The sequence below is a fragment of the Bradyrhizobium sp. AZCC 1678 genome (assembly GCF_036924765.1).
GTDB lineage: Bacteria > Pseudomonadota > Alphaproteobacteria > Rhizobiales > Xanthobacteraceae > Bradyrhizobium > Bradyrhizobium algeriense.
The window spans coordinates 6,197,532-6,222,942 of sequence record NZ_JAZHSE010000001.1; the positions used below are offsets into that span (position 1 = coordinate 6,197,532).

Below are 25,411 nucleotides of genomic sequence, written 5' to 3' on the forward strand. Positions count from 1 at the left end.
AGAGGCACGCCTCTCACGGGCGACGGTGGCAAGAGAGCCGCTCAGCGGGGAGGGCTCGCTATAAGCCGTAAAGCCACTGCGCAGGGAAGGCCGGAGTGTTTCCGCTGAACCTGTATGCTCGTGTGCGCGTTCTCTGTGCGCAATTGCACGCGAGACCGCGGGTGCAGCGTGCACCCGGTCTTCCCTGCGCCCTTGTTTTCGAGGGTGGGACAACGAAGATGCAAACCTCGGGCGGAATGCGCCGCGAGAACGCGAAGCCATATTCAGTCGTCATCACCCGCCTTGTGCGCAATTGCGTACAAGGCGTGTGATGACGATTTGTTTCGCGTCAAACGTCCGCGGCTACGCCTTCGCCGGCCGCAACATGCGCGTGACGCTGCCGAACGCCCAATCGATGACGGGCCAGAACAGCAGCACGATCGCCAGTGTCGTGATCGAACCAACGAGACCGTTCGACCAGAACACCTTCATGTCGCCGCCGGAGCCGATCATCGACAGGCGGAACGCATCCTCGGCGCGGTTGCCGAGCACCAGCGCCAGCGTGAACGGCGCCAGCGGAATGCCGATTTTTTTGAACACGTAACCGACGACGCCAAACCCCAGCATCAACCAGATGTCGAACATCGCGTTCTGGATCGCGTAGGCGCCGATCGCACAGGACACCACGATCATGGGCGCGACCGCTGCGAACGGCACGCGCAGGATCGAGGCGAAGATCGGCACCGTGGTCAGCACCAGCACGAGACCGACGACATTGCCGAGATACATCGACGCAATCAGGCCCCAGACGAAATCCTTGTGCTCGACGAACAGCAACGGACCCGGATTGAGGCCCCACACCATCAACCCACCGAGCAGGATCGCCGCGGTGCCGGAGCCGGGAATGCCGAGCGCGAGCATCGGCAGCAGCGCCGCGGTGCCCGAAGCATGGGCCGCGGTTTCCGGCGCGAACACGCCTTCGATGCGGCCATTGCCAAAGCTGTCCTGGTCCTTGGAAAAGCGCTTGGCGAGGTTGTAGCTCATGAAGGAGGCGGCAATCGCACCACCCGGGGTGATGCCGAGCCAGCAGCCGATGAAGGAGGAGCGGAACAGCGTCACCCAGTATTTCGGCAAATCATTCCAGACCGACAGCACCACGCGCAGGGAGATGCCGGCGGCGTGACCGCGCAGCGCCAGGCGCTCCTCCATGGTGAGCAGGATTTCGCTGATGCCGAACAGGCCGATGACGGCGACCAGGAAGTTGACGCCGCGCAACAGCTCCGCCGAACCAAAGGTCATGCGCAACTGGCCGGACACGGTGTCCATGCCGATGCCGGCGAGCAAGAGGCCGAGCGACATCGAAATCACAGTCTTGTGCTTGGCTTCGCGGCCGAGGCCGACGAAAGAGCAGAAGGTGAGCAGATACACCGCGAAGAATTCAGGCGGCCCGAATTTCAGCGCGAAGGAGGAAATCATCGGCGCCAGGACCGTGATCAGCATCACCGCGACCAGCGAGCCGATGAACGACGAGGTGAAGGCCGCGGTCAGCGCTTCCGCCGCCCTGCCCTGCTGCGCCATCGGATAGCCGTCGAAGGTGGTCGCGACCGACCAGGCCTCGCCGGGGAGTTTGAACAGGAGCGAGGTAATGGCGCCGCCGAACAGCGCGCCCCAATAGATGCAGGACAGCATCACGATCGCCGACGTCGGATCCATCGTGAATGTCAGCGGCAACAGGATGGCCACGCCGTTCGGGCCGCCGAGGCCGGGCAGTACGCCGACAAAAATGCCGAGCACGAGGCCGAGCATCATCAGCAGCAGCGTTTTCCGGGCATGCCGCCACCACCGCGCACAGGCGGGCCGCCGGTCACGTCGAGCCCTTCCTCCTTGCAGGTCGGGACGTCGTTGGCCGGCGGACGCTGATGGCAATGACGGTGATCGCCTAGCGGCAACGATCTGGAGTAATTGGCCGAATTAGACGACCCGCCTGCCATTGTCTTATCGCTGCATAGGTCATCGAATACCAAACGAACGGTCCGGGGCCTGTCGTGTCTGTCAACAAGCCGCCTGCGTGGCTTTCGCTATCCAAAACCAAATAGGGACCGCCGCAGGTTTGGGTTGCCTTCTGCAAGCAGGCGGTGGAAGATTGATTGCATTTCGCGGTCTCGACGGGCGTACCCGATGGACCATTGAAGGACTGATTAGTCGTCTCCATGCATCCGGCCAGAAGTCGCGGCCAGAACCAAAATCGAAAAAACACGCATCAAAAAGTGCTCCCCACACAGTATCCAATCGCAGCTTTAGGACAAAATCAACTAGGAATTGCATAGATATCAACGACTTGGTATCATGAAATGGTGCCGGAGCCAGTTGATCCATGGTCAATGCGCTCGTCATCCGCCGCAATACGCAACTGGAAAAAGCCCAGCGGGCACTTCGCGCGGCGCAGTATGTGCGCATGTCTACGGATTATCAGCGATACTCGATCCAGAACCAAGCCGCTGCCATCGCGGTATATGCTCATCAACGAAACCTTACTATCGTTCGAAATTACGTCGACGAAGGCCGCAGCGGCTTGAGGATCAAGGGGCGACCGGGCCTAATCGAACTGATCGAGGATGTTCAATCCGGACACGCGGACTTCGATCACATCCTGGTTTACGACGTCAGCCGATGGGGGCGCTTCCAGGATGTTGACGAAAGCGCGCACTACGAATTCGTCTGCAAGCAAAATGGCGTCAAGGTTGCCTATTGCGCTGAGCAATTTGACAACGACGGAAGCCTTCTGTCGAGCATCGTCAAGAACATCAAGCGCGTGATGGCGGCTGAGTACAGCCGGGAGCTTTCGGTCAAGGTGCACACCGGTCAAAGCCGAATAGCGGGCCTCGGGTATCGTGTTGGCGGCCCCCTCACCTTCGGGCTCCGCAGGGAATTGGTCGATGCGAACGCGCGTTCAAAATGCGGACTTGCAAAGGGAGAGCGCAAGTCGCTGCAAACGGACCGCGTGCGGCTGCAGGCTGGATCTGACGATGAAGCCGCGATCGTCAGGTGGATATTCCATCAGTTCGTCATCGGCCGACAGTCGGACAGCCAAATCGCTCGGGAACTCAATCAGACGAGGGTCACCAATCAAGGACGATCCTGGACCGACGGGATGATCCACACCATTCTCAAGAATGAAAACTACATCGGCAACGTCGTTTATAACCGCACCAGCCGGCGCCTTGGACAGAAGCTGGCGAACAATCCTCATCACAATTGGATTCGAGGCCTGGCGGTTATCGATCCGATCGTCGATCCGGGCCTCTTTGCGCGCGCCCAGAAAATAATGGCCGAGCGGCGCGTCGAGATTGCGGAAGATCAGATGCTGCTGAGGCTGCGGGCGACACTCCATCGAAAGGGAAAGCTGAACTCCAGCATCATCAACAACACGGCCGGGCTTCCCTCCGTCTCGTCATATACCAAGCATTTTGGAACGTTGCGAAAGGTCTACGCGCTGCTCGGGTATGTACCATCGCGCGACTGCGACTGGATAGACACCCGACTTTTTTGGTCCGACGTTTTGGCGAAGCACGCCACGCAAATGGCCGAGGCGTTGAGCGTCGAGCAAAAACTTCAGCCGGTCGTCGAGCAGAGCCGCGTCGGACTGACGATCAATGGAAAACTTAAAGTCACCTTTCTGGCGGCGCGACATCTGGCAAAGAGAGGCGCAAATCATGCCCCGCAGTGGAGGGCCCACTGTAGCAAGATAACCTCCGGGCTCTTGGTTGTGCTCCGATTGAACGAAGCCAACAAAGCCGTTCAGGATTATGTGGTTTTACCGGCTTCGGGGGGAAGCGGGGCATACGTAAGGCTTTCGGATGCGGCTTTGATTCGTCAAAAGGCGGCGCGCGTCGATAGCTTGGACGAACTGATCCGAGAGATCAAAATGGGATTGATAGCGCCCAACCGTGTCGCGCCAGCCATGCCAGCAGCAAAGAGCAAGCGAAGGAAACCAATCCGGCCCAAAACCACGGCCGGCCACGCACGGCGCTGACGGATCGCAGATAGAGGTAGGCGCCGATTAGCTTGCCGTAATTTTTTCTGAAATCGCCGTTGAGCTTGGATATCTCGACAAGCTCCGAAGACTGGTCAGACATGACATCTCCTTCGGCCACGCAGTCAAATTGCGCGCCGCTGTACAGGTTTAGGGCATGGGAATGAACCGCTCTTGGGGCCTGGGAAGGAAGTCGCAAGGGCCTAGCGGTAGTTTGGCCTTAAACCACTGATTTGCCCGACGGGGCAACAGAAAAGATTCGATGCGCCAGCGCGAGCGAACCGATCCACACGACCGCTTCCTCGAATAGAACAACGTTGAATGCGCCCGTGCCGTCCCAGGAGATTTCGAGAACTTTCTTGTTGCTGTAGGAAGTGCGGAGCCGAGAAAACTCAGCGACTAAGGGCAGTCGAAACGGCTCGAAAGGTCAATGAAGAGAGGGCCATGTCGAAACTCGCGGAGATGTTTTTCTTCTCCCTCGATCTCCAGGACTCCCACCAGATTGGCAGAGTGAGCTACCCGGTATGCGATGCGGCCGATCGCCTTGGCTCTCCGCTGGCTTTCCTCGCGATCGGCTCCGTTCAATGTTGCGGCTCTACTCTTCCGAACACCTCGCGTAGCGAAATCCCGCAGCAATAGTCAACTTTAATTTTTCGCCTAGCTTCGATTGACTCAACCTCAGCGGGAAGATCAAAATAGCTGACTCATGGAGAGGATTCTCGCTGTGCGCAAGTATTACTGGTTGTCACTTCTCTTCCTCGTTAGTTTCGGTGCGAACGCATCACCCTCGTCTTGAGTACAGGCGACCTATCTGCTGTTGCTCAGCTCGGAAAATCCGGCCAGGGATGGTGGAGCAAAGACACCTCCAACATAGCGACTAACACGAATTATACGACCGGCACGAGCTTCGAAGTTAGCCCGGGAGTAAATTTCAGCTATCGAAGCTTCTTCACATTCGATTTCGGTAACCCGGCGGTGCAGGGCTATACCATCACCGGCGCAACGCTACAGCTTCAGGCGTTCATCGGCACCGGCTTAAACGACGGCGGGCAGATTTCTTTGTTCGACGTGAGCACCTCGCCAATCCTCCTAAACAACACGGTGGAGTTGGCCACGCAATCGATCTGGGACGACCTCGGCAACGGCACTCTGTATGGTACTAGCCAGGTTGGCGGCGCGATCAATCCGACGGATATACTCAGCTTCCAATTGAACGGCGCCGCCCTCGCGGACCTAAACAACGCAATCGGTCATGGGCTATTTTCGATCAGCGCCACGAAGGTCTTGAATGAGACATTCAGCGGCTCGAGCGCCAATGGAAATCAGCGACTATTGCTAGAGCTATCTCCGGCCGTCCCCGAGTCCTCCACCTGGGCCATGATGATCTTGGGCTTCGCTGGCGTGGGCTATCTAGCCTATCGCCGATCGCGCAAGGATCATGGTCTCGCGCTCGCTGCGGCCTAATCGAACCACTACACGACGCATGAGAGAGCCGCCTTCGGGCGGCTTTTCTTTTTGCATGGCGTTCTTCACTTCGGAGGCGGCAAGCTCCAACGCTGAAAGTTAGGTGGCCGCGGCGCGCACTGCACATGCGATAATGGCATTACTCCTGATCAGCGCGCCCAGCCCGGCCGAGTTTGCGGTCTGGCTTGCGGCGACGGCGGCAAACCCTTGATGCCGCCCGCGCGGGTCCAGCCACCGGCCGGCTCGGAATGATACGGCGGTGTGTTGTCGGGATCTAACGCGGGCGGTATCGCAGTGATCGGCGTCGGCGGTGCGACATTGGCGGCGCGCAGGCAATTGTTCTCGGCATCGAAGGCGGCATTCGACCAGATCATGGACGTGAGCGCGCTCAGATGTTCCGGCGATAGATTGCTGGCACCTTCAAGGAAGGCGTTAAGCGCCGGACTGCCTTCCGGCATCCCGATCAGGCGCGCGAGCGCCGGCGACTGCTTCCAGCAGACGACTCCCTTGCGACGGCGGGGGATGCGGGCGAAGTAGGAGGGCATCAGTCGATGGACTCTGCTCGCCATCCTGTGCCGACGTAGCTCACAGCCGCACCGCCGTTGGCTCGGTCGCCGCTGCCCGTTCCAGCACCTCGACGACGTCGGGACTGGCGTCCTCATCCAGCGACATCATACACATCGAAGTGATGTCCTGTCGGTTGTCCAACCAGAACAGAATCTTACCGCCGTCGTTCAGCCTTGCGATCGCGTAGCCCTCGGACCGCAGCAGATCGAGCAGCTGATGAAACAGCCTCTTCATGCGCTCAGCTTCAAGGTCGACGGCGACAACAGCCACCGCCGGCATCGTAGCGACGACAGCGGTTGCAGCAGCCCCGGCGATGAGTTCGCGGCGGTCCATCAATTCAGCCTCCTCTTTCTCTCGCTCTCTGCGATCTGCCACGCTTTGAACTCATAGGCGTCGTCGGGATGCAGGTAGATGTCGATGTTCGCCGTCGACAGCGCGCGGCTGATGACCAAGAGGTTCGACAGCGACCCCATCGCGATCGCGACGCCGTCTTGCATGACAAGGACGCGGCCGGGGTGCTGGTTGGGAGCGGCATGGATGCGTTGGCTCATGTTTCGATTCCGTAGATTTTGTTGTGATGCCGGATAGCGTCCTGCTGCTCGGCTTCCGTGAGATCGCGCCAGCGCACGATCTGCTCTCCGCCTGGCCGGCAGACCATCCAGAGGCTGTCGGCGCCGTCGTCGACGTCGGTGGTGTCGGTGGGATCTGCCATCACATCCTCATTCCGATTCCGAGCGACAGCTTCGGCTCGAGCGTGACAACCAACGTCGGATCGAAATCCGGATTCTCGCGGCGGCCGCCGAGCTCCGGATATCCCCTCGGATTCGACACGACGCGCGCCTGGCCAACGACGTAATCCCGGTTGCCGTGGATGTGGCCGTGCAGCCAAAGTGAAGGTGCCGCGTCGCCGTGCATCAGATGCTCGACGTCGGTCGAATAGCACCAATCCATTTCGCGGGTGCGCTCCGGATGCGCGGGATCGTAGCCGAGCAGCGAGCGGCGCGACGGCGCCATGTGCGTGACGACGACCGCGTCCTGATCGGCGGGACGGTCCGCCAGCGCGCTCTCGATGAATCTGACCGACGCCTTGTGGGCGTCGACGGTCTGCCCCGGCGTCAGCCTGTCGCGCGAGCGGCCGGCGCCGGTTTTGATGCACCTGTAGTCGTTCATCGCGCGAGCGGCGGCGCGCACCGCTTCGGCGTGCGACATGTAGGGCGGGCGCACCGACATGTCGGTCCACATCGTCGCGCCGATGAACAAGACGCCCTCGATCTCAACAGCGGAGTCGTCCAGCAGGATGATGTCCAGTTCGCGCGCGACCTCCGGCATCAGCCTGCGCTGGGCTTCCCAAGTGGTTTTCATTTCGGGGTGACGACGCAGGATCTTGGGGTTGCCCTCACTGTAATAGTCGTGGTTGCCGGCCACATAGATCAAAGGCCGGCTGCGGTCCGAATACAGATCGCGCACGCGGCGCAGCGCGACCGTCCCCGGCGCGGCCGCGTCGCCGGCAACAACAGTCACGTCGGCGTCGACGGACGGCATGCTCGCGAGCGCGTTGCCGGCGATGTCGAGATGCAAATCGCTAACTAGGTTGATGCGCAGCGTCACGGCGTCACTCCTCCGTTCGGATCCGGGTCGCCTTCGGGATCCACTAGCGGCGGCAGCGCGGCGAGGTACTGCTTGATCTGATTGAGCCGCACCGGCGCGAAGCCGAGCACGTCAACGCCGATGTCAGCGCTTTGCCGGTTGCCCGGCAGACGGCCGTGATTGTGGCCGTAGAGCATGAGGGCCCCCTTCCGGATGCCAGGCCACGTGCGCCACGCGTAATGGCACAGGACTACGCGTTGGCTGTCGATCGACAGATATGCGACGTCGCGCGGCGGAGAGGCCCACGGCAGCTTGAGGGTCTGGTCGTCGTCGTGGTTGCCGATGACGAGGTGCTTCCGCCCCTGCAGGCTGTCGAACAGCGCGCGCAATTCGTTCGCGTCGCCCGCGCGGTGCGCGAAATCGCCGAGCACCATGACGTCGTCGTCATTCTTCACGACGCTGTTCCAGGACATCTTCAAGACGCTGTTCATCTCGCGCACGTCGGCGAACGGACGCTGGCAGAGCTTGATGATGCCGGCATGGAAGTAGTGCGGGTCGGCGATCAGGAACGTAGCCAAGGATTCAGCCCCTCGATGATGGAGTCGGAAAACACTCAGTCCTTCGCATTTGAAGGATTGGTTTAACGAGAATTACATCGTTGTGTGCCAAAGTCAATACATCGTACATCTCATGTACGCTTTGCCAAGGAGATTGCAGATGACCACCGTTGGCGGCTCTCACGCACACTTTGACGTCGGCGCTTTCACGACCGGGGCCGCCGGCGGCGCACTTTCGATCGCCGGCGCGCTCGTCGCCGGCATCGCGAATTACCGCGCGGCCGTCGAGGCGAACTACGATGACTGGGCGGACGCAAAGCTTCGCGCGGCACTGCGGTACTCCGAGCTGATGCGCGCCCGCGAGCAGATCATGATGGGCCGGCTGGCACAGGAGCTGACGGCGGCACACGATGAGATCGCGCGGCTCAAGCGCGATCACGCCGTCAGTGCCGCTCGAGCTCTGAAGCGATAGTCGCGAACGACGGTTGGCCGAAGCAGGGGTCGGCAATCGGCTCCTGCTTCACCCATTTCGCCGCCGGTAACGGCTGCAACTTGCGAACGCGAGGCATCGCAAATAGGCGTGAAATATGCGCGATAATTGCGCGCTCCGGCGCATCAACGAGAGTGAAACACTCCTCTCGATTGAGGCCCCTCGCCCACTCCTTGACGTTCCTCGGCCATTTCGTCGGCAGCGGCTGCGGCGCATCAGCGAGCAACGATTCCGCGGCCCAGGTCTGCAGTGAGACGGCGACTTGGCGATACATCTCCGCGTGATCGACCGCCGGCGCCGACGGGATCTCGGCCGGCGGCGCGACCTCCGGAACGTCGACCTGACCGCGCACCGCCGCCAGGGAAAAGGAATCTAAACGGTGCGGAAATCGCCGCTGCAGCTACTCCGATCGCGGTTCTCAACGCTCCAATGATGGCAGAAATAATGGCACGCATGGTCGCCTCCGTTTGTTGCGCGCGCGCAGTGAACGCTGCCGGCCGGAAAGACGCAAGCGGGGCCAAGAATTTGGGGACCGCTTGACACTAGACGCACACATCGTACATACTATGTCGTGTCTGAGTTTGGTTACGAGCAAGGATTCACTAGTGCGTAGGCCGCCTCCCCAGAAGCCAGAATCAATCCCCGCCGAAATCCCCGATCGCCTCGCCCTGGTCGGCACGACGCTTTACGGAAAGTCCTGGCGTCGCCGCCTGGCCGAGGGTCTAAACATCTCTCGCAGCACGCTGTGGGATTGGCTCTCCGGAGCCGGCAAGCGCCGCGACCGTCGCGACATCGACGGCGACTTGATTGATCTGCTCGACACCGAGTGTGATGCCGCCAGCGAGCGCGCGCTGCAGATCTCCGCCCTCCGCCGCCGCTTCATGACCGGGAGGACGTCATGATGACCAACCAGGGTGCCAGTTGGTCCGACGCCGATATCAATCGGCTCGCAAGGCTCTATTTTTCTGTTCCGAGGCCGTCGATCGACGAGATCGCGTCTCAGCTGGGACGCACCAAGAAGGCCGTGTGGACGGAGGTTTCGAGGCTCGGCAGGCCAAGCCAGGCGCCAAGCTGCGGACATGCCTGGGACATGTCTGCGATGGCAGGAAGAGGTTCTTTCCCGCCGGAATCGGCGAGCGGATCTGCAGTTTTTGCAAGGGCAGCGAAGTGATGATGTGTGCGTGATGGACTCCAATGTCATCCGATTGAGAACTGGAAAGCCGATAGCGGAGCCGATCGAGATCAGCGTGACGTCTCTGACGGTCGGCGACGAGCTCTACCGCGCGCGCCGCGCCGTCGACCGCGACACGAAGCGCGGCTTCGTGACCATCATCGACGATACCGGCACCGCCATTATGGTCCTGTCGTCTTCATTTCCTGAGCAGCACATCAGCCAGCTGATCGTCGGTTGGCGCACCGGCTACAGGATCGGGCTCGAGCGCGGCCGTCGTGAACCACACTTGGAGAGCGTGTCGTGAGCCGCTGGCCCAAGACTGCACACTGGAAACGCCTGGAGATGGCCTTACGCGAGACGCATGGATCGCGCTGGCGGACCGCCGGCGCCACGCTGCTCCGCTGCGTGCGGCGTGATCTGCGTGCGCTGGTCGACCGCGACATGGATCCGGCCGATATCAAGCGGCTCGACGCGCTGCTGATCAGCCATCTGCACCGGCACGCCGCCGATCTGCAACGACGCGCAGATGATGTCTGCAACGTCGCGCGCGCCGTCATGCGGGCGACCAATGAGGTCGGCATCAACTACGAGATCGAGATCCCCGTGATTTTCGACACCGACACCCCACCAGTCGACGTCTCGGATGAGGACACGCCGTGGGCACGGGCCGTCGCTGCTCTTCTGGAAGACGCATGACACGCCCAGGAGGATTCCCCAGGATCAAGCGCCCGGATCCCAAGACGGCGCCGGTGACTCCTGTCGCCGCGACGCCTCCCGCGGAGGTCGTTACGGCATCTCCGGAGACCGCGCCGGCGCGTGTTCCGATGCCGGCGACGTCTCGCTGGCCGCGGCCTAAGGCACCGCCGCCGCCGAAGCCTTGGGCCGGGCCCAAGCTACCGCCAATGCCAAGTGTACCGCGCGCTCAGTCTCCGAGACCCGTTACTGCCGCCGTCACGGCGCCAGGAGCCACCGCCGGTTCGGCCGCGCGGGATCGGTTTTTGCACCCTAATTTCGGCGACGTCCTGGTCCGCGCAGGGCTGGTCACTTCGTCGCGACCGGCTGCAGCACCAGCACCGCAGCCCACCGCGCAGGTCGAGGTCGTCGCTCCTGCTGCGTCGGTGGAGAGGCCACCGGTGCCGGAGCCTGAATACGATGAGGACGGCAGGAGGCTCATCACCACTCCGTTGCAGTCGCCGGCGCGGCCGGTGCCGACCGTCTTGCATCCAGGGCCGACAGCGAATTCTGGCCTTCCAAGAGTGCAGCGCCCGCCGCCTTCAGCTCCGAAGGCGCCGCCTGCTCCGGTGGAGAAGCCGCGCCTCTCGATGTACGACGCCGGAAAATTGGCGCTACGTCGGCCTGTCAACAAGACGCAGCAGCCAGCATCCGCCAGCACACAAAAGCTGCCGAAGCTGACGGCCGACGACATCCCATTCTGATTGATTTGATGCGATGAAGCTGACCGCTGACCACCGAATCCTCATGGCACTACGCGACGGCTTCACGTTCACGCGCGCCGTCGGTAGCGCCTACGGGACCGGACACAATTTCGAGACGTGCCTGATCCGCCATCCGGACGGCCGTCGTCTGTCGATCCGGTCTCCGTCGGCGTGGCGGGCTCGCGACGCCGGCCTGATCGAACAGGGGCGCGCTCGGCGGTCCGACGACTATGAAGTGCAGCAAGAGCACGAATGGACGCTGACGGAGGCTGGCCAGGCCGCAGCGGCCCTCCTCCCTCAGGTCCCGGCCGACGTCCTGTTCGCGCCGCCGGAGCCGGCCGCCCCGGAGAAGCTCGATCGTGCGCGCGCTCGCCGTCACATGGCTAAGGTCGTCAAGGTGCTGACTTTTAACGGCGGTCGGATCCGCGGGCGGCGGGTCATGTTCCCGGGCACCGGGTCGTGTCTCACGGTGCCTTACGCGAGCAACCTACGACGCGACATTCCAGACGACGTGATGGCGCTGCTGGCGCCGCATGTGGGGCCGTTCGTCGACGTCGACGGCAAGGAATCGCTGCGGATCACCGAGCCCGGCATCGCCGCGACGGCTAAGCGCGTGCGCTAGAGTTTTTCTTAGATTTCCCGTCACAGAAGTGGGGGAGTAACGGGGGCGTTCAAGGATTCGGGCGTACACGTGACGGCATCACATGTGACGCCTATCGGATCGCAGTGTAACTGAGCGTGCGATAGTGGTACGCCAACTCGACTTAGCTTCCCATCTGATGCACCACGGAAATCGACGATCAGGTAAGGCAGACGCCTGGCCAAACTGCGCCGGATCCCCGCCGCTCGACGGCCTCGAACTCCAGCGAGTAGTCGAGAAAGTGCGCCCGGGAGGCGAATACGTTCCCGTAGATCGCGCCGCCCATCCATTCCTTCTCGACGATGAAGTTCACGTTCTCCGGATGGTGTTTGCTTCGATCCAGGAATTTTTGCCACGCATCATCGGTGTCCCCGGTTCGCGGGCGCACGGTCTTCACCTCGACGTAAAGGTTGTCTTTGCCGCGATCGATGACGAAGTCGATCCTACGGCCGTCCGGAAGCTCTGGTTCGTACGTGATCGAGCCGGTGACGTGTGGATCGTCGATAAGAAGTTTCGCGACCGCCAGTTCGTTGATGCGTTCGCTGATGGCCCGGTCGTCGCCCTTGGGATCCGCGCGGCAGGCGTCGACCGCCTCTTCGAACTGCTCCACAGCGCTTCGCCCCGGACTATGCCGGCTAGGATGGGCTCGCGGTACAGTGCTCGGACGGCGCCTGCGAGCCTGTCTAATTCGGTCGCGAGTCGGACGACGCGGACGAGATGTCTGACCTTGGCGACCATCCCGCGCACCTCCGGCGAGTCTGCACGTTCGACGACGCGCCCTATTCGATTTAGGCCGAGTCCGATCAGCGTTTCCCGCTGTCGGTGGTGCCGTCGGATGGGACTCGCTATCTGTTCGATTGCCAGGAAGACCTTGTTCATGGCGTGGTCCAGAATCCTGTGTTCACTAGCGGATGCTCACCACGAATGCCAGCGCACGGCGCCGGCGCAAACGAGCAGCCTGTGCCGCCAGTCGAATGAGTCGGGAGGCCTCCTCGGGAGACCGTCCCGTCGTTGTTGTTTCCGGTGATGCAAACGTATGCGAGCGCGACCGGCGAAAATCAAGGGGTGCGGTGTCTCCGTCGTGGGAGCACCATGAACGCCTGCGGTCAGAAGCGGCCACCCGCCCCTTCCTAACCCGCGTCCGTTCTAGCGGACGCCTCGTTTGGACCCACGCGAGCTTGCTTCTGCCTACGACCGAAGCCGGCCGCATTATTTGGCGTTGCGTAGTACCTAGTATGCGGCCGCAAGACATTGCTTCCCGTTCCCTACGACAAATCGATTTGTGGATATGTACATTTGAGCTACCGGACCTCCTAAGGTCGTTTGGTAGGCGGGTGAATTCGGAAACTTTATTTGCGGCGCTCTAGTACTGTCAGGCAGCCACTCGACAATGTCGCCTGAGATCACTCTCTGTCCGACTATCGTCCGTCCGACGTCCATCGTGGCCTTAACAGAACCATTCGCATCGGTGAACTCGAAGAGGAGCGTCCCCGCATCACCATCCTGCTGTAGGACGTCGCCATTCAATTCGATATCGCCGCCGCGCCCAATATCCGAAGGATTCACTCCTACAATCTGCGCCCATCTTGCGGCCGTGATTGGAAATTTACTGTCGTCGGCCAATTCGCTACGTAAGTCAGCCAAGACCTGAGACCAATCGGTCCCCTTCAGTTGCATGGCCATCCTCGCGGCCGGCGGCACGTCTACGTTCACGCACAAAGCAGTTTCCTTTCCGGGGACACAGTGCGCTTTGCAATCGACCGCGGGCGCGATCTTAGTTGCCGTAATGGCTCCTAGAAGTGGTGGATACCTGAAATTTGGCGGCCACTGCTCAGGAGCTGGCCGTGAAGCACACGTAGTACCGGGCGGATATACGCGCGACGAAGAGCATTTGGGAACAATGAAGTGCACAAGGTGAGTATTCGGCACTCCACTCACGGTATCTCGGCCGGCATCGCATCCGATCCAAACGTCCGCGCCCGCGCCAGCTTTGCGCTCAGTTGGTGGAAGCTCGTCGTATTTGACGCCGCTATCGCGTACTCGCTCAATCGCAAAAATCAAGCTTACCTGACCATCATCGGTCTTTACGTTAGGCCTGGCCGTCGCAAAAAAGCCTAGCGCATGTGGATCGAGCGCAGTTTGACAGCGATTGTCGGATCTGCGCGAGAACGAAAAACAGGATTGACCATCGCAGTACGAAGAACCTCCACCACCTCCCCCACCGTTGTCGCCGCTACATGCAGTCAGAAGGCTGCCTACGACCACGACAGCAAATACAGATAAGCTCTTCATGGCTTCACCTATTGAAAACAATGGAGCGCCAGCTCCCGTGATTGGGAACCGCCATTAAAATCTAGATAGTTGGCCCTCGACGCTACATCCAAATAAAGAACAGCCGCGAGAATGAACGTCATCGTAGGGGTGTCGAAATTGTGCCAACGCGGTCGGATGTCATTCAGGAGAGTCGCGCCCTTTCCGCCGCAGTTCAGTTGATCGTCCCGGGATGTCATCGGTTTGGGCGACATGATCTTGCAAAATCCGCCTTCATGAAATCCGGGTCTGCCGCCCCAAGTTGACATCGCGGAAATCGATTGAATGACTGGAGGGTCGAAGATCGTCTCCGAACGGAAAGACGCTATTGGCAAGACAACCGCAACGTTCCCTATGTTGGGTGAGTTCAATTGAAATCCCGCGGGCGACGATTGCGCGAACATCACATTCCATCCACTATCAACTAGGATGTCGGTCCCCAACTTCGTATAAAATTTGGGCCCTCCCGTCCTCGTTGGACTGCCGCTGCTGCACTGCAGAGATGTTCGATCATGCGCGACGCGTGCATCGAGGGCAACGCGCACCGAAGGTATCAATGCCCCAATTGTCGCGACGAGCCGAGCAAATAGCTCATCGTCTATAATGAGATATTTGTCAGAATCGATCTGCAGGTAGACTTTTCCGCCCGTGAGGAAGTCCTGCTCGCTCGTCCCGGAAGATCTCTGACGAGCCGTCTTTGATAGCTCAATATGGAGAAGCTTTATTACCTCGTCTTTCCATTTAAGCCGATCTCGATACCGATCTAGTCCGTTCGGATTTGTGCCTAGCGACCACCGGCTGGCGGAAAGACATTCTATTGATGGGGATCCCGCACAACATAATGATCCCGCACAATTGGCAGGAATAGGAGCAGGCAAGGGCAAGGGCTTTTGTACCAACCCAATCAAGACGAGCGGATTTACGAAACTTAAGATCCCATTCCGCCAGTCGGGGTTGATCACAAATGCGTCGCCTCCGCCGTTAGTTGGAACGACTTTGAAGGTCGATCCCAAAAGCCGATAGCCACCCAGCGTCCAAAACGCGTAGTTTGCTTGAGCGTCTATAAAGTCGCGCTCCGGCTGCGAGAGCGTCAGCGGTTCGCACTGATTGGGTTGGCCTACTTCTGTGAGTTTAAACGTGCCCGTCTTCTTGATTGACCCCTGATTCCCGAGCATCCCGATCTGGCCCAACTTGCCAGCCACACCAGGATTGCCAAGCAGACCCTGCCTCTCAATTTCCTTACTGATGCAAGGTCCGCCGCGACCGCCGCAACCTTGTAGGCCCGGCAATCCGCCAGGGCCAGGCAAGCCAGCGGCGCCCGGAACGCCAGGCTGCACATTTGCGTTCACCTTGAACCGCGGACTGGGGCTGCCAACATCGATGATAAGCTGAGCTCCATCGCCACCCGCCCCTCCATGGCCGCCATTGTCTCCGAATCGTCCGTCGCCGCCACGCCCACCGATGCCCGGGCCATTACTACAGATTGGGTTGCCCCGGCCTTCGGTGCCTTGCTCGCCATTTCCGCCAGACCAGCCGCGTGTACCGTCCGCGCCGCGTTGTCCGTCAGAACCCATCGTTTGAAGATTTAAGGTGCCCGCTCCGCTTTGAGCCACATGAATTTCTACATCGCCTGCGGACATCCCAGGCCGTCCGGAGGCGGCGTCCATGGGGAGGCCTTTGACAACCTTGCCTCCATTGCGACCCTGACCCGAACCATTCGTCGGACCCGGATCCCATGATGGGAAGGCAACCGGCAAGTCAGAACCTTTCGGTGGGGGGATCGCAGATTGTTCGCTTTCCCACGCATAGTTGAAAGCACGAATGGTTGCCGATCCGCTTATAATGAGGTTCTCAGCATCGATTGATAATTTGTGACCGTTCGTCGTGATAACGCTGTCAGGCGGCAAAACTAGGTTTTTTGCTAGGATGCATGTTTCCTTCGACAGGGACGTGCTTGCGCTAAGCAGTAAATCCGTGTCCTTCGCTCCGAGCGTGTCTTCGCAAGCTTGGGCAGAGACAGTAAGAATGGCAAAGAGGACAATACACAGTAATCGCATTTTCTCCCCCCAGGAAACCTTACTATACCCTTGCACGCAAAGCGTGCAAGCTGCGCTGGGGAGAGCTACGTCGTGGACTCATAAGCTCTGGTCCAAAGGCGCGCTGAAGCGAGAGCGACAGCGGTGAGGACGTTGCGTGCGAGCTTGTCGAATCGGTTGCGATGCGCCTGAAATGCTTGAACTTGCAGAAGAAGCGCTCAACTCTCGGGCTAACGGCATCCCCTATTGGGTACAAGACCTAGGTCTATACCCGCCTTGGGCGGACGTCATAGCGAAGCTGTCCCTGAACGCGGGGCTATTCAACTCGATGCGGAACGTCGCGGAGGCTTTGAAATTGGACGTCGACGAGACTGTGCGACACGTCCAGAGGATCAACGACATGTCGATTGTGTATCGGCTCCGAACTTTGACCCCTATAGGCGTCCAACAGTGACCCCAGCCAACTGCTGCTTTCCTTCGCAGTACCAATAACTTCGAGCGCCATTGGTGGGGTCTGCGTTGGACGCCCATTGGGGGTCAAACGGCTCGCCGATTTACAACCCGGGGACGAGATCGTCATCCGGGTCAGTCATTGAGAGGGCAGCGTGTTTCAGGCGCCACCGAACTTCAACCTGAGTCCACCAGCCGAAAGCATCAACGACAATCTGCGCTTGGCTTCCGATGACGGTCAGAACACCGGTGACGAGTCATCCGGCGCATTCGCGCCGAGAGAGGACTCTCTGGGCTCGCCCCTTTCGTCACCCGGATCACGCAGCCGGCGCCGGAGCCTGCGCAGCGTGTCCTTTATCTCCGCCAGATCGAATCCCCTGCTCTGAAGGTCAGCCAAGGCCCGGCCGACCAGATCCCAATCGTCCCCGGTCATCTCCTTCGACTTCGCCGTCGCCAGAGCCACGAGCAGGGCCATGCCGATTTCGTACGTGGTCGCCGCTCCGCGTTGATCGAGTCTGACGCGCCAGGCTGCCGTCCGAGCGCGCGCCTTGGCGCGGCCGATTGCCGGATCCTGCCGACGACGCGGTCTTACGCTCCGCGAATCCGGGCGATCCGGATTCCGGAAATATTCCGTCCGCCGGGTCTCGTCGATCTCCGATACGACCCGGGCGACATCATCGGCTTTCGAACTCCTCATACTCAATCTCCAGCGGCACGCCCTCTGGTGCCTGCGGAATCTTTGGTTCCAGAAGCCGCAAATGGCAAGGCCCGGGTCAGCACGTGACCCACCGGAGACAGCACGGCGCCTGCAGCAGGAAGCATGCGACCCACCGGACATGATGTTGGATGATTTGGAAGGCTTGACCCGGAGGACGTGTCAGCCGGCTGACTATCGACGACGCACTGGCTCAATGCCGACGGTGATGCACCCAGGCGGATCGTTCGAGTACCATTGCCCGGAATGCCGGATCGTCCGCGAGGTCCACCCCTTCGTCGGCCTGCTGACGATGCTTCGCGCTGCGCCATGCGGCCACTGCCACGCGCCAATCGTCGCGAATCCGGCACGCTTCCTCGAATTCGGTCAGCGAGTCCTTGTCGACCACCCACGCAGGAAGCGGCAGATCAGTGGTTTTGCCCGGATTTCGCACGGGATCGAATGCATGGACCGGTGTGGGCGCAGCAACGGGGACGGATTGAGCGCAGGATTCCGGATCCGGAACGATGACGTGGGAAGGGTTGCTCTGCTTACCGGATTGCTCTGACTTGTTAGAAAGAAGGTGATCTTGATATCTTGCAGCTTCCAGGACGGTTTTGAGAACATGATCGAAATGGGCGTAAGCTACTGACCTGCTTACGGTTCCGGCCTTCGCGAGGGCGTTGACAACCTCGGCCTTGACCACCTGGATGCCGGAGTCCATGCGCAATTCGATCTCCTCGGCGATGAGGCCGCAGTGAAGGTCCTTCATGTTCAACCGGCTCTCTGTGCCGCCCTGGGACTTCCTGTATAGTTCAACGCGTTTGCGCTCCTCGGCGGTCGCCATCGGGCCAGCGACGGGGCAATCCTTCTGCTGGTTACGGTAGTAGTCGCGACCGCGGTTGCAGAACTCTCCGATCGCGCTGGGGGTCAGATCCATCTGGACGACGAAGTCGCGCTGCGCTTTTAGCACCGAGCGAACCGCCAGTGTGTCGCTGTGCTCCTTGATGAGCCTGTTGGTCACCACGCCGTCGACCGGGTGATAGAGCCAGTCGACGAACGTCGCGTTCTTTTTGATCGCCTGTAAGAAGGCCGAATCCTTGCGGCGCTGGGCCGCCTTGATCTCCAGGCGCCGGAAGGCGATGCCGTCGTTCCAGATCGCCAGGGACAGGTTCACCTTCGCCCCGCTCTGCTGCGAGGCCTTGTGGACCTTGGCTCGGCGCTGCATCTCGCGCTTGTTCGGCGTGATGGTCGGAAGGGCCGCCCGCCAGTCGTCCATGGTGGCGAAGTGGTCGTCGCAGGTCTCGATGCTGAAGCTCGGAGAGAGCGGGTTTTTCGTCTTGAAGATGTTGGTGTGTCCAGGGTCGGCGCCGAGCTCGATCAGCAGGCTGACGATGCCGGCCTGGATCATCGAGTGGAGCTTGAACTGCTGATCCTTCTTCTTCCCCTTGCCGCGCAGCACGCGCGAGCCCGGTGGCAACATCCAGACCAAATGCGGGTTCTCTACCCCCAAGCCGTCGCATTCCCGGCCGCGGAACGTAATGATATTCGGCATCAGGTGTGACGGCAGGAGCTTACGTAGTTGAGCACGCAGCCCGGCGACAGACTCCCACCAGCCGTCCAGATCGACGATGAAGGCGCATCTTCGGCTCTTGTCGAGAACGATGTAGCTCTCGTCGAGCACGAACAGGCGCCGCCTGCCTTCCAGGCTCGATGAATATTCAACTTCCTTGTTGTAGCCGTAGTTGACCCAGCCGCGCGGCAGCGAGCTGTTGAGCAGACTGAGAGAGATGATTCTGAGCCAGCTTCGGATCGCCGGCGCCGCCGTTCCGTCGGCGTGCTCGAAGAATTCATTGAAGTCGGCATACACGCGGTCGGCGATCGGCATCGAGCCACGATGCCAGAACTCGCGCATCCGCCTCGCAGTCGATTTGGTGGCCCGCGACGCATTAACCATCGCCACGAACTGCTCGTCCTTGACGTAGTGCATGAAGTTCGGGGGGAGTTCGCGCGGCTTGGGGCGCTTCGGAAGCGGCTTACCCTTTGCCAAGGCACGTTTGCACCTGGCCTCCCACTCTGCTTCTTTTTTGTCGCTGCGCCCTTTGAAGTAGCCCCTCCTCTTCGCCGCGCGCTCAACGCCGGCCTTCTTCGCGGCGGCAGCAACGTCCGTGACGTCGCCGAACCACTTCTTCCAGCCCGGCTCAGTCGCCGGCGTGGTGTGAGGAACGGTCGGCTCGATCGGGCCGGTCACCACGGTGACCACATCACCGCGGCGATGCGTGATGATCGGCTTGTGGACGAATTTCGGTTTTGGGGCCACGTGCGGGAAGTAGACTGGCGGCCCATCGTCGAACGGAATGTCCTTGGCGAGCAACGTCGGCTTCTTCTCCGTCTTGAAATAAGCCTCTTGCCCAGTGCGCTTGCGGCTGACGTTGCGGCGGATTGGCTTGTGCGCCTCCGCCGGCTTCGCGTCGTAGCGTCCGCCAGGCAATACGAACGTGTCCGTTGGCACGGCCGAGACGATGTCCGCAGATGTGGGCGCGATCGAAAACAAACTCGGATCCTTGGTTCAGGCAACCATACCGAGCTGGAGAACCGAAAGTGTCAACAAGGATTCGCGCAAGGATTCGCTGCTATCCGCGGAAATTTCTGTATTCCGTCAGATGCCTGATAAGTGGCTTATCGGTCAAACCCCACCAAAGAACACAACCACCATCGAGGGGTCTACGGTTTCGGAACTGCCAGTTTCGAGTGCAGAACATTTCGAATCTCGGATTGTCGACAATTCGACTCTCGAAATGTCACTTCCCGAATTCGAAGTGCAGTCATCCCACCGTCGATTCGGCAAGCCATTGAAAATGATTCATTTTCACGGACATTCCGAAATCAATATAATCCGAGATTCGGATTATTCGAGAGTCGAATTGTGCGCCTTCACTTTTCGTCGTTGTCCACGGCGCGCTTGGCCCACTCGAAGTATCCCCACTCGTCATCGAGCCACTCATCTGGCACGCGGAACCCCAGCAGTTTGTCGTTGATGTCGACCCAGCGCGCCCAGCGCTCGCCGAACCGCAGCGGATCAGGCGCCTTGAGAGGAGCCGGGGCCTCGGCGTCGATGCGGCCGACGGCATCGATTTTCGGATTCCGCGGGTCCGCGCGCAGGAACGCGACCAACAGCTTCTCGATGTAGCGCGACCTGGACTCCCCACGCTCCTTGGCCCGGATGTCGAGCATGTGCACGAGATCTGCGTGGACCCGCATCATCAGCCGGCCTTCGCGGATCTCGTCGACAACGGGGGCTTTCGCCCGCGTAGGCTTCTTGCGGTCGCGCTTCGGTTTCGTCGCCTTCGAGTCCTTCATCGTCCGTTATCCATGCTCCGATCGAACGGTTGCCATTGTACGTACATTGTGATTACAAAGGACGCCAATGATGGCAACTTCGTACGGACGTTGGGGTAGCATGGAATTCAAGGATTCGATAGCCGAGGAGGCCGCCTGCTACTGGCTCCAGACCGTGCTGGAAGATAGAGCCGAGAGCGCGCCGCCGCCGGCGCCCGTCGAGCCGGAGGCCGAGCGATGAGTGACGTCGACAGGCGCATACTTTGGCTGGCCGGCTGGCTGTGCTTGCCGACGTGGCGAGCGGCTTTCCGCATGGCGAGCGACCGAACCCGTCAGGTCGCCGGTTTCGACGCCGTCGGCGAGCTGGAGGCAGCCGGCACGATCCTGGAGCGCATCCGCATCGTGAGCGGATTTGCCCAGCGCGTGCGCGTCGCCGACCCCGTGCTGTCGTGCGCGTTCGAACTGCTGGCGCTGCGCACTACCGACGACCAGTCGGTGATCCACGCCGCCGTCGCCGGCGCGCTCGGCGTGCTTGCGAGCGCCGACGGTGACACCCGTGAGGCGCGGGCTCGCCTGCGCGTCTGGAACGACGTCGCGCGCCACAAGTACGATCCGGCGGCGTACGACGATTTCTTCGCGCTCGCAGACACGTACTGGCGCAGCGAGATGCAGCGCATCGTCGCAGACGAGGAGGACGACTCCAGGATCGTGAGCGGTACTACGGCGTGCGTCGCGATCCTCGAGCACGACCGCGGGGACGACGCGATGGAATGGCTTCGCAAAACCACGGAGCGGCAGGTCGCGAGGCTCGGCATCGAACTGCCGGCGCTCGACGGGCGCGACCGCAAGAAGCAGGCTGCGCTGATCCGTGGATTCTCCAACGTGCTGTCCGCGCAGGGCCGCGACTGGACGGGCGAGCTCGCATTGGCCTGGCAGGCCATGCTATGCGATCCGCGCAAGCCGCAAACGTTCACGTGCGTGCTGCCGCAGATCTCGTGGATCCTGGAGCACCGGTCCATCATCACGAAACCGCCAGAGCAGCGCTTCCTGCGGGACCGCTTGGAAATCTGGTGGCGTGCAGCCCGCGGCGAGTGGGCCGACTCCAACCCTCCGGTTTCCGTTTTCCGGATCGCCGCCGTCGAAGCCGGCCGCGACTACCACGGTATGGACGAGGGGACGCCACCCGAGCCGCCTCCACCAACACAGTCGGCGCCGTCGGTCGTCGTCATGCCCGGCAAGCTTGCCGAGGAGAGAAACATGCCGACGGCTTGGCGGGATATGCGCGACCAGGCGCTGCCGCTGATCGTTGTCCGCGATATCGCAAGGATTCGCGACACGCTGCGCGCGGAGTATCCACATGCTTGGCAGGCCGTTGGCGTCCTGCTGCAGGACCTGCGGGAAGGTCTGCCGGTGCGTATGCGTCCGACCCTGCTTTTGGGCCCCCTTGGGTCTGGTAAGTCGAGGGTCGTGAGACGGCTTGCAGAGCTCATCGGTGGCGCCATGTACGTGTATCGATACGACGACGCGGCCGCCCACGATGGGACGTATGCAGGCAGCCCAAAATCATGGTCGTCTGCGCAGCCGAGAGTTCCGGCACGCGCGATCATGATGTCGCGGATGGCCAACCCAATCGCACTCGTCGATGAGATCGATAAGGGTGGGATCTCGACGTACAACGGAAATCTCTGGAACAGTATGACGCCGTTCCTGGAGTGCGAGACGTCGGCGCGCTACCGCGAGACCGGCCTCGACGCAGAACTTGACCTGTCCCACGTCTGCCACCTAGCCACCGCGAACAGCATCGATCGGCTGCCGGCGCCGCTGCGCGACCGCTATCGCGTGATCCGGATCCCCTCGCCTACGCTGCAGCACCTGCCTGCGCTGGCCGCGGCCGTGATGCGCGACCCGGCCGCCGAGGACGAGGCTCGGTCGCATGACCAGCCGCTCGCGGACGACGAACTTGCGATCATTGGCCGGGCCTGGGCGCGTGAGAGATTCTCGATGCGCAAGCTGCAGAGATTGATCGCAGCGACGCTCGAAACGCGCGATGCATGCGCGCGGAGGCACTGATGTCGATCGACGAGAAGAAGCTCCACAACGATTTCGAGGCCTACCTCCGCGGCGAGGATCCGCCGCCGGATGAGCTCGCGACGGCGCCGCGGATCGATCAGTGGGTTCCGGCGATCTCGCGCGGCCCGGACGGAAACTATCGGATGACGCTGGTCGGCATGATGATCGGCCATCCGACGCTGACTAATGGGCGGCGCATCGAGACGTCGCCGCTCGTCTGGATCGACGGCCAGTCGCGCTGGGCGCGGACGATGTCGCGGGTGTACGTACTCGGCGAGCCGGCAGGCGCCAGAGAAAGCGAGGTCTAAGATGAGGACATTCACGCTGCTCGAAGAGGGCCAGTCGGCCAGGTCGATCTACGTTCGCGGCGATGGCGAGGTGACTGTCTACGATGTCGGCAGGACGCTGCGTTGCCGCGTGTCGATCGACGGCGCGGAGACGGCATGGCAGATGCTCGAGCGCGTGATGCCTGGCACCGTCCATGCCGAGGCGGTCCGCCTCAAGATCGGCCGCCTGGTCGAGCGTGTGCAGACTGGCTGGCGGCCCAGCTATCCGGACGAGATCGATCCGGACATTCCGCAGCGGACGTTGCGCCGCGCGAGGTTTGCGATCGAGACGATGGCGTATCCCGAGGATCCGGAGGATCCCTACCACGCGCCGGCCACCGTCCTGATGGGTGTCGACGAGAGTGGCCGGGTCCAGCCGACCGGTGAGGTCCTCTGGATCGACGCCGGCCGCGAGTGGGCACTGTGCGAGGACGGGTTCTGGTGGACGCCAGCGGAGGCGGAGCGATGAGCTCGATCTGGCACGCCATTTTGTCCACGAACGCTGCGCCGCCCGTCGTTGGATCGCTTTGGCTCGTCGCCATGCCAACGCCGACGACGAATCCGCATGCGGTCGGCCGGATCCTGTCGGTCGCGCGGCGGCCAGGCGGCCACATGCCGACGTGGAATCTGACGGTCGCCGTCGAGAACGATGACGATGCAGTCGCGAAGCGCGCATACCCGCACTCGCTCGCGATCGACTGCTACGCCACGCCGGCCGAGGCCGAGCGCTGGCATGCCGTCGACCTCGAGCATTTCGGCAGGCGCGGATACGCCCGCAATCACTGGCCGGAGGGGAGCTGACATGATCGGTGATCCCGTGCAGCATCTGCTCGAGCGTCTGCAGACCGGTCGGCAGCAAGCACGGCTCTGCGAGGACTGCTTTTTTGGTGGACGCCATGACCGATGCAATCCAGCGCCTGCTTGAGCGCCTGCAGACCGACTGGCGACCCGTCTCTCAGGAAATCGACCCCGCGATCCCGCAGCGGACCCTTGTCGAGTGGTCGATGGTGCCTGGGAGCGCGGCGGTGTCGGCGATGAAGCTGTGGGGGACGCCGCTCGAGGAGATCGGCGACGTCGATAACACCTGGCTGACCGAAGAGGTGCTGTGGATCGATCCGTGGCTCTCCTGGGCGCTGTGCGCCGACGGGATGTGCTGGCTGCAGGCCGAGGTGGTCACGCGCCGGCACGGCGTGATGGGTGGGATGCCGTGCTTCGACGGCACGCGGATCCCCGCCAGGATGTTGTGCAGTTACGTGCTGGCGTCGACGGCGGTCGACGAGATGTGTCGATATTATCCTTCGCTGACGCCAGGCGCGGCGCAGACCGCGATCCTACGCGCCTTCAGGCTTCTCGAGCAGCACGCGCCTGTCATCGGGCCCGCGAGATCCGCTCGAAGCGCTGCTCGACCAGGCGCCGCGCGAGGACGATGAGGGAAACTAACTCGACTTAGCTTCCCTCTTCTTGCGTGTCGCCGTGCGGCGACCAACGTGCCGAAATGGCGCCTTTGGAGAGTGAATTGTCGCCGCTCGCCGACGAACGGGAAGAACTCACCTGAAGTCCGACCAGCATCCGTCTTCCTCATGCTGACCGCTCCGCATCTCGCAGCCGTCGTCGAGCAGCCGCTGGCCGACCTGGCGCCACTTGGCGTCGGCGCCGAAGCGCGCGATCGCGTCGTCGCGTCGGAGCTCGATCGCCCTGCCGCAGCGCTCGCACCCGACGCGCAGGACGGCGGCCTGGATCTCGCCGAGTGTCCTGCTCGGCGTCAGTGTCGACGTCACCGCACGTGGATCTGACAGCACCGCCTGCAACCAGGCGTCCTCGTCGGAGATCGGCGCCGCATGGCGGCTTAGCCTGCGCTCCACCTCTTCCGTGCGCTGCTGCTTCGCCGTCGGAAACCGCCACTCCGCGCACCGCCTGCCAGCCATAGACAATCTGCTCGCTAATCGAAAATACGGACACGGACTGCTCGCTAGTCGAATATTACGGACTAAACCGCGAACTCAGGCGCGCTAATCGAATATTACGGACATCGGCCGTTGACTTGAGAACATATGATCGTTCCCCGTCAATCCAGGAATCATTGAAATGTCAGCGCCGGCCGAGCACCAACCCGCTGACGATGCCGCCGAGGTGGAAACCGCGACGATGCAGCGATCGAGGCGTGCGGCGGCGATGCCCGGGCCGCCGTACGCGCCCTGCTCGAGCTTGACGCCGGCCATCACACAAGCTCCATCAAGGCCGCGTCGTCGGCTGGCGACA

At 61.5% G+C, this 25,411-nt stretch carries 29 protein-coding genes and 1 pseudogene; 15 read left to right on the top strand and 15 right to left on the bottom strand.

Features of this window, described 5'->3' with window-relative positions:
• Nucleotides 1–342 precede the first annotated feature (342 nt).
• A complete protein-coding gene (locus V1294_RS29790; protein ID WP_334502183.1) occupies nucleotides 343–1,788 on the bottom strand; it encodes a tripartite tricarboxylate transporter permease in 1,446 nt (481 codons plus the stop codon).
• 565 nt (nucleotides 1,789–2,353) lie between these two features.
• Between V1294_RS29790 and V1294_RS29795 the strand changes: the two genes are divergently transcribed.
• From V1294_RS29795 to V1294_RS29805, 3 genes are all read left to right on the top strand, one after another.
• A complete protein-coding gene (locus tag V1294_RS29795; RefSeq protein WP_334502184.1) occupies nucleotides 2,354–4,012 on the top strand; it encodes a recombinase family protein in 1,659 nt (552 codons plus the stop codon).
• Between the two features lie 444 nt (nucleotides 4,013–4,456).
• Nucleotides 4,457–4,651: a hypothetical protein gene (locus tag V1294_RS29800; RefSeq protein WP_334502185.1), complete on the top strand. Its 195-nt coding sequence runs from the start codon at nucleotides 4,457–4,459 to the stop codon at nucleotides 4,649–4,651.
• A 153-nt stretch (nucleotides 4,652–4,804) separates the two neighbouring features.
• Nucleotides 4,805–5,476: a PEP-CTERM sorting domain-containing protein gene (locus V1294_RS29805; protein ID WP_334502188.1), complete on the top strand. Its 672-nt coding sequence runs from the start codon at nucleotides 4,805–4,807 to the stop codon at nucleotides 5,474–5,476.
• Between the two features lie 149 nt (nucleotides 5,477–5,625).
• Here the strand turns inward: V1294_RS29805 and V1294_RS29810 are convergent, their stop codons facing one another.
• The 6 genes from V1294_RS29810 to V1294_RS29835 are packed head-to-tail and all read right to left on the bottom strand — an operon-like array spanning nucleotide 5,626 to nucleotide 8,208.
• Complete coding sequence (locus V1294_RS29810) at nucleotides 5,626–6,021, bottom strand: hypothetical protein (protein WP_334502191.1); 396 nt, start codon at nucleotides 6,019–6,021, stop codon at nucleotides 5,626–5,628.
• A gap of 40 nt (nucleotides 6,022–6,061) precedes the next feature.
• Nucleotides 6,062–6,376, bottom strand: a complete 315-nt coding sequence (locus V1294_RS29815; protein ID WP_334502193.1) for a hypothetical protein — start codon at nucleotides 6,374–6,376, stop codon at nucleotides 6,062–6,064.
• Nucleotides 6,376–6,594 carry a hypothetical protein gene (locus tag V1294_RS29820; RefSeq protein WP_334502194.1) on the bottom strand — a complete coding sequence of 73 codons (219 nt, stop codon included), beginning with the start codon at nucleotides 6,592–6,594 and terminating at the stop codon, nucleotides 6,376–6,378. Before V1294_RS29820 ends, V1294_RS29815 begins: the two co-directional genes overlap by 1 nt.
• Nucleotides 6,591–6,755: a hypothetical protein gene (locus tag V1294_RS29825; RefSeq protein WP_334502195.1), complete on the bottom strand. Its 165-nt coding sequence runs from the start codon at nucleotides 6,753–6,755 to the stop codon at nucleotides 6,591–6,593. The genes V1294_RS29820 and V1294_RS29825 overlap by 4 nt, the downstream gene beginning before the upstream one ends.
• The gene (locus V1294_RS29830; RefSeq protein ID WP_334502196.1) at nucleotides 6,755–7,651 is read right to left on the bottom strand and encodes a metallophosphoesterase; all 897 of its coding nucleotides are present in this window, start codon (nucleotides 7,649–7,651) and stop codon (nucleotides 6,755–6,757) included. The genes V1294_RS29825 and V1294_RS29830 overlap by 1 nt, the downstream gene beginning before the upstream one ends.
• Nucleotides 7,648–8,208, bottom strand: a complete 561-nt coding sequence (locus V1294_RS29835) for a metallophosphoesterase (protein ID WP_334502197.1) — start codon at nucleotides 8,206–8,208, stop codon at nucleotides 7,648–7,650. The genes V1294_RS29830 and V1294_RS29835 overlap by 4 nt, the downstream gene beginning before the upstream one ends.
• Before the next feature lie 139 nt (nucleotides 8,209–8,347).
• On the opposite strand from V1294_RS29835, the gene V1294_RS29840 reads away from it, so the two are divergent.
• From V1294_RS29840 to V1294_RS29865, 6 genes are all read left to right on the top strand, one after another.
• Nucleotides 8,348–8,659: a hypothetical protein gene (locus V1294_RS29840; protein ID WP_334502199.1), complete on the top strand. Its 312-nt coding sequence runs from the start codon at nucleotides 8,348–8,350 to the stop codon at nucleotides 8,657–8,659.
• A 623-nt stretch (nucleotides 8,660–9,282) separates the two neighbouring features.
• Nucleotides 9,283–9,579, top strand: coding sequence for a hypothetical protein (locus tag V1294_RS29845; protein WP_334502201.1), 297 nt, complete (start codon nucleotides 9,283–9,285; stop codon nucleotides 9,577–9,579).
• On the top strand, nucleotides 9,576–9,848 hold the full coding sequence (locus V1294_RS29850; RefSeq protein ID WP_334502204.1) for a hypothetical protein: 273 nt from the start codon (nucleotides 9,576–9,578) through the stop codon (nucleotides 9,846–9,848). Before V1294_RS29845 ends, V1294_RS29850 begins: the two co-directional genes overlap by 4 nt.
• A gap of 13 nt (nucleotides 9,849–9,861) precedes the next feature.
• Complete coding sequence (locus tag V1294_RS29855) at nucleotides 9,862–10,155, top strand: hypothetical protein (RefSeq protein ID WP_334502207.1); 294 nt, start codon at nucleotides 9,862–9,864, stop codon at nucleotides 10,153–10,155.
• On the top strand, nucleotides 10,152–10,547 hold the full coding sequence (locus V1294_RS29860; RefSeq protein WP_334502209.1) for a hypothetical protein: 396 nt from the start codon (nucleotides 10,152–10,154) through the stop codon (nucleotides 10,545–10,547). Before V1294_RS29855 ends, V1294_RS29860 begins: the two co-directional genes overlap by 4 nt.
• A gap of 753 nt (nucleotides 10,548–11,300) precedes the next feature.
• Nucleotides 11,301–11,909 (top strand): hypothetical protein, encoded by a 609-nt coding sequence (locus V1294_RS29865; protein WP_334502211.1) that lies wholly within the window; start codon nucleotides 11,301–11,303, stop codon nucleotides 11,907–11,909.
• A gap of 178 nt (nucleotides 11,910–12,087) precedes the next feature.
• Here the strand turns inward: V1294_RS29865 and V1294_RS29870 are convergent, their stop codons facing one another.
• Both V1294_RS29870 and rpmD read right to left on the bottom strand, forming a co-directional pair.
• Nucleotides 12,088–12,537 (bottom strand): hypothetical protein, encoded by a 450-nt coding sequence (locus V1294_RS29870; protein ID WP_334505012.1) that lies wholly within the window; start codon nucleotides 12,535–12,537, stop codon nucleotides 12,088–12,090.
• A gap of 92 nt (nucleotides 12,538–12,629) precedes the next feature.
• Nucleotides 12,630–12,806: pseudogene (rpmD, locus tag V1294_RS29875) on the bottom strand (50S ribosomal protein L30); the annotation flags it as partial.
• 1,026 nt (nucleotides 12,807–13,832) lie between these two features.
• On the opposite strand from rpmD, the gene V1294_RS29880 reads away from it, so the two are divergent.
• Nucleotides 13,833–14,045 (top strand): hypothetical protein, encoded by a 213-nt coding sequence (locus V1294_RS29880; RefSeq protein WP_334502214.1) that lies wholly within the window; start codon nucleotides 13,833–13,835, stop codon nucleotides 14,043–14,045.
• 182 nt (nucleotides 14,046–14,227) lie between these two features.
• Here V1294_RS29880 and V1294_RS29885 read toward each other — a convergent pair whose 3' ends face one another.
• The 4 genes from V1294_RS29885 to V1294_RS29905 form a co-directional block, all read right to left on the bottom strand.
• On the bottom strand, nucleotides 14,228–16,294 hold the full coding sequence (locus V1294_RS29885) for a hypothetical protein (RefSeq protein WP_334502216.1): 2,067 nt from the start codon (nucleotides 16,292–16,294) through the stop codon (nucleotides 14,228–14,230).
• Nucleotides 16,295–16,961: 667 nt separating this feature from the next.
• Nucleotides 16,962–17,198, bottom strand: coding sequence for a hypothetical protein (locus V1294_RS29895; protein ID WP_334502218.1), 237 nt, complete (start codon nucleotides 17,196–17,198; stop codon nucleotides 16,962–16,964).
• A 433-nt stretch (nucleotides 17,199–17,631) separates the two neighbouring features.
• Nucleotides 17,632–19,971 (bottom strand): hypothetical protein, encoded by a 2,340-nt coding sequence (locus V1294_RS29900; protein WP_334502220.1) that lies wholly within the window; start codon nucleotides 19,969–19,971, stop codon nucleotides 17,632–17,634.
• Between the two features lie 380 nt (nucleotides 19,972–20,351).
• Nucleotides 20,352–20,777 (bottom strand): hypothetical protein, encoded by a 426-nt coding sequence (locus V1294_RS29905; protein WP_334502222.1) that lies wholly within the window; start codon nucleotides 20,775–20,777, stop codon nucleotides 20,352–20,354.
• A gap of 216 nt (nucleotides 20,778–20,993) precedes the next feature.
• Between V1294_RS29905 and V1294_RS29910 the strand changes: the two genes are divergently transcribed.
• From V1294_RS29910 to V1294_RS29930, 5 genes are all read left to right on the top strand, one after another.
• Nucleotides 20,994–22,826, top strand: coding sequence for an AAA family ATPase (locus V1294_RS29910; protein WP_334502224.1), 1,833 nt, complete (start codon nucleotides 20,994–20,996; stop codon nucleotides 22,824–22,826).
• Entirely contained in the window at nucleotides 22,826–23,134 is a 309-nt protein-coding gene (locus tag V1294_RS29915) for a DUF6634 family protein (RefSeq protein ID WP_334502226.1), read from the top strand. Before V1294_RS29910 ends, V1294_RS29915 begins: the two co-directional genes overlap by 1 nt.
• 1 nt (nucleotide 23,135) lies before the next feature.
• Entirely contained in the window at nucleotides 23,136–23,621 is a 486-nt protein-coding gene (locus V1294_RS29920; RefSeq protein WP_334502228.1) for a hypothetical protein, read from the top strand.
• Nucleotides 23,618–23,953: a hypothetical protein gene (locus V1294_RS29925; protein WP_334502229.1), complete on the top strand. Its 336-nt coding sequence runs from the start codon at nucleotides 23,618–23,620 to the stop codon at nucleotides 23,951–23,953. Before V1294_RS29920 ends, V1294_RS29925 begins: the two co-directional genes overlap by 4 nt.
• 95 nt (nucleotides 23,954–24,048) lie before the next feature.
• On the top strand, nucleotides 24,049–24,582 hold the full coding sequence (locus tag V1294_RS29930) for a DUF433 domain-containing protein (protein ID WP_334502231.1): 534 nt from the start codon (nucleotides 24,049–24,051) through the stop codon (nucleotides 24,580–24,582).
• Between the two features lie 117 nt (nucleotides 24,583–24,699).
• On the opposite strand, the gene V1294_RS29935 is transcribed toward V1294_RS29930, so the two are convergent.
• Entirely contained in the window at nucleotides 24,700–25,077 is a 378-nt protein-coding gene (locus V1294_RS29935; protein ID WP_334502232.1) for a hypothetical protein, read from the bottom strand.
• An 84-nt stretch (nucleotides 25,078–25,161) separates the two neighbouring features.
• Nucleotides 25,162–25,371, bottom strand: coding sequence for a hypothetical protein (locus V1294_RS29940; RefSeq protein ID WP_334502233.1), 210 nt, complete (start codon nucleotides 25,369–25,371; stop codon nucleotides 25,162–25,164).
• Nucleotides 25,372–25,411 lie beyond the last annotated feature (40 nt).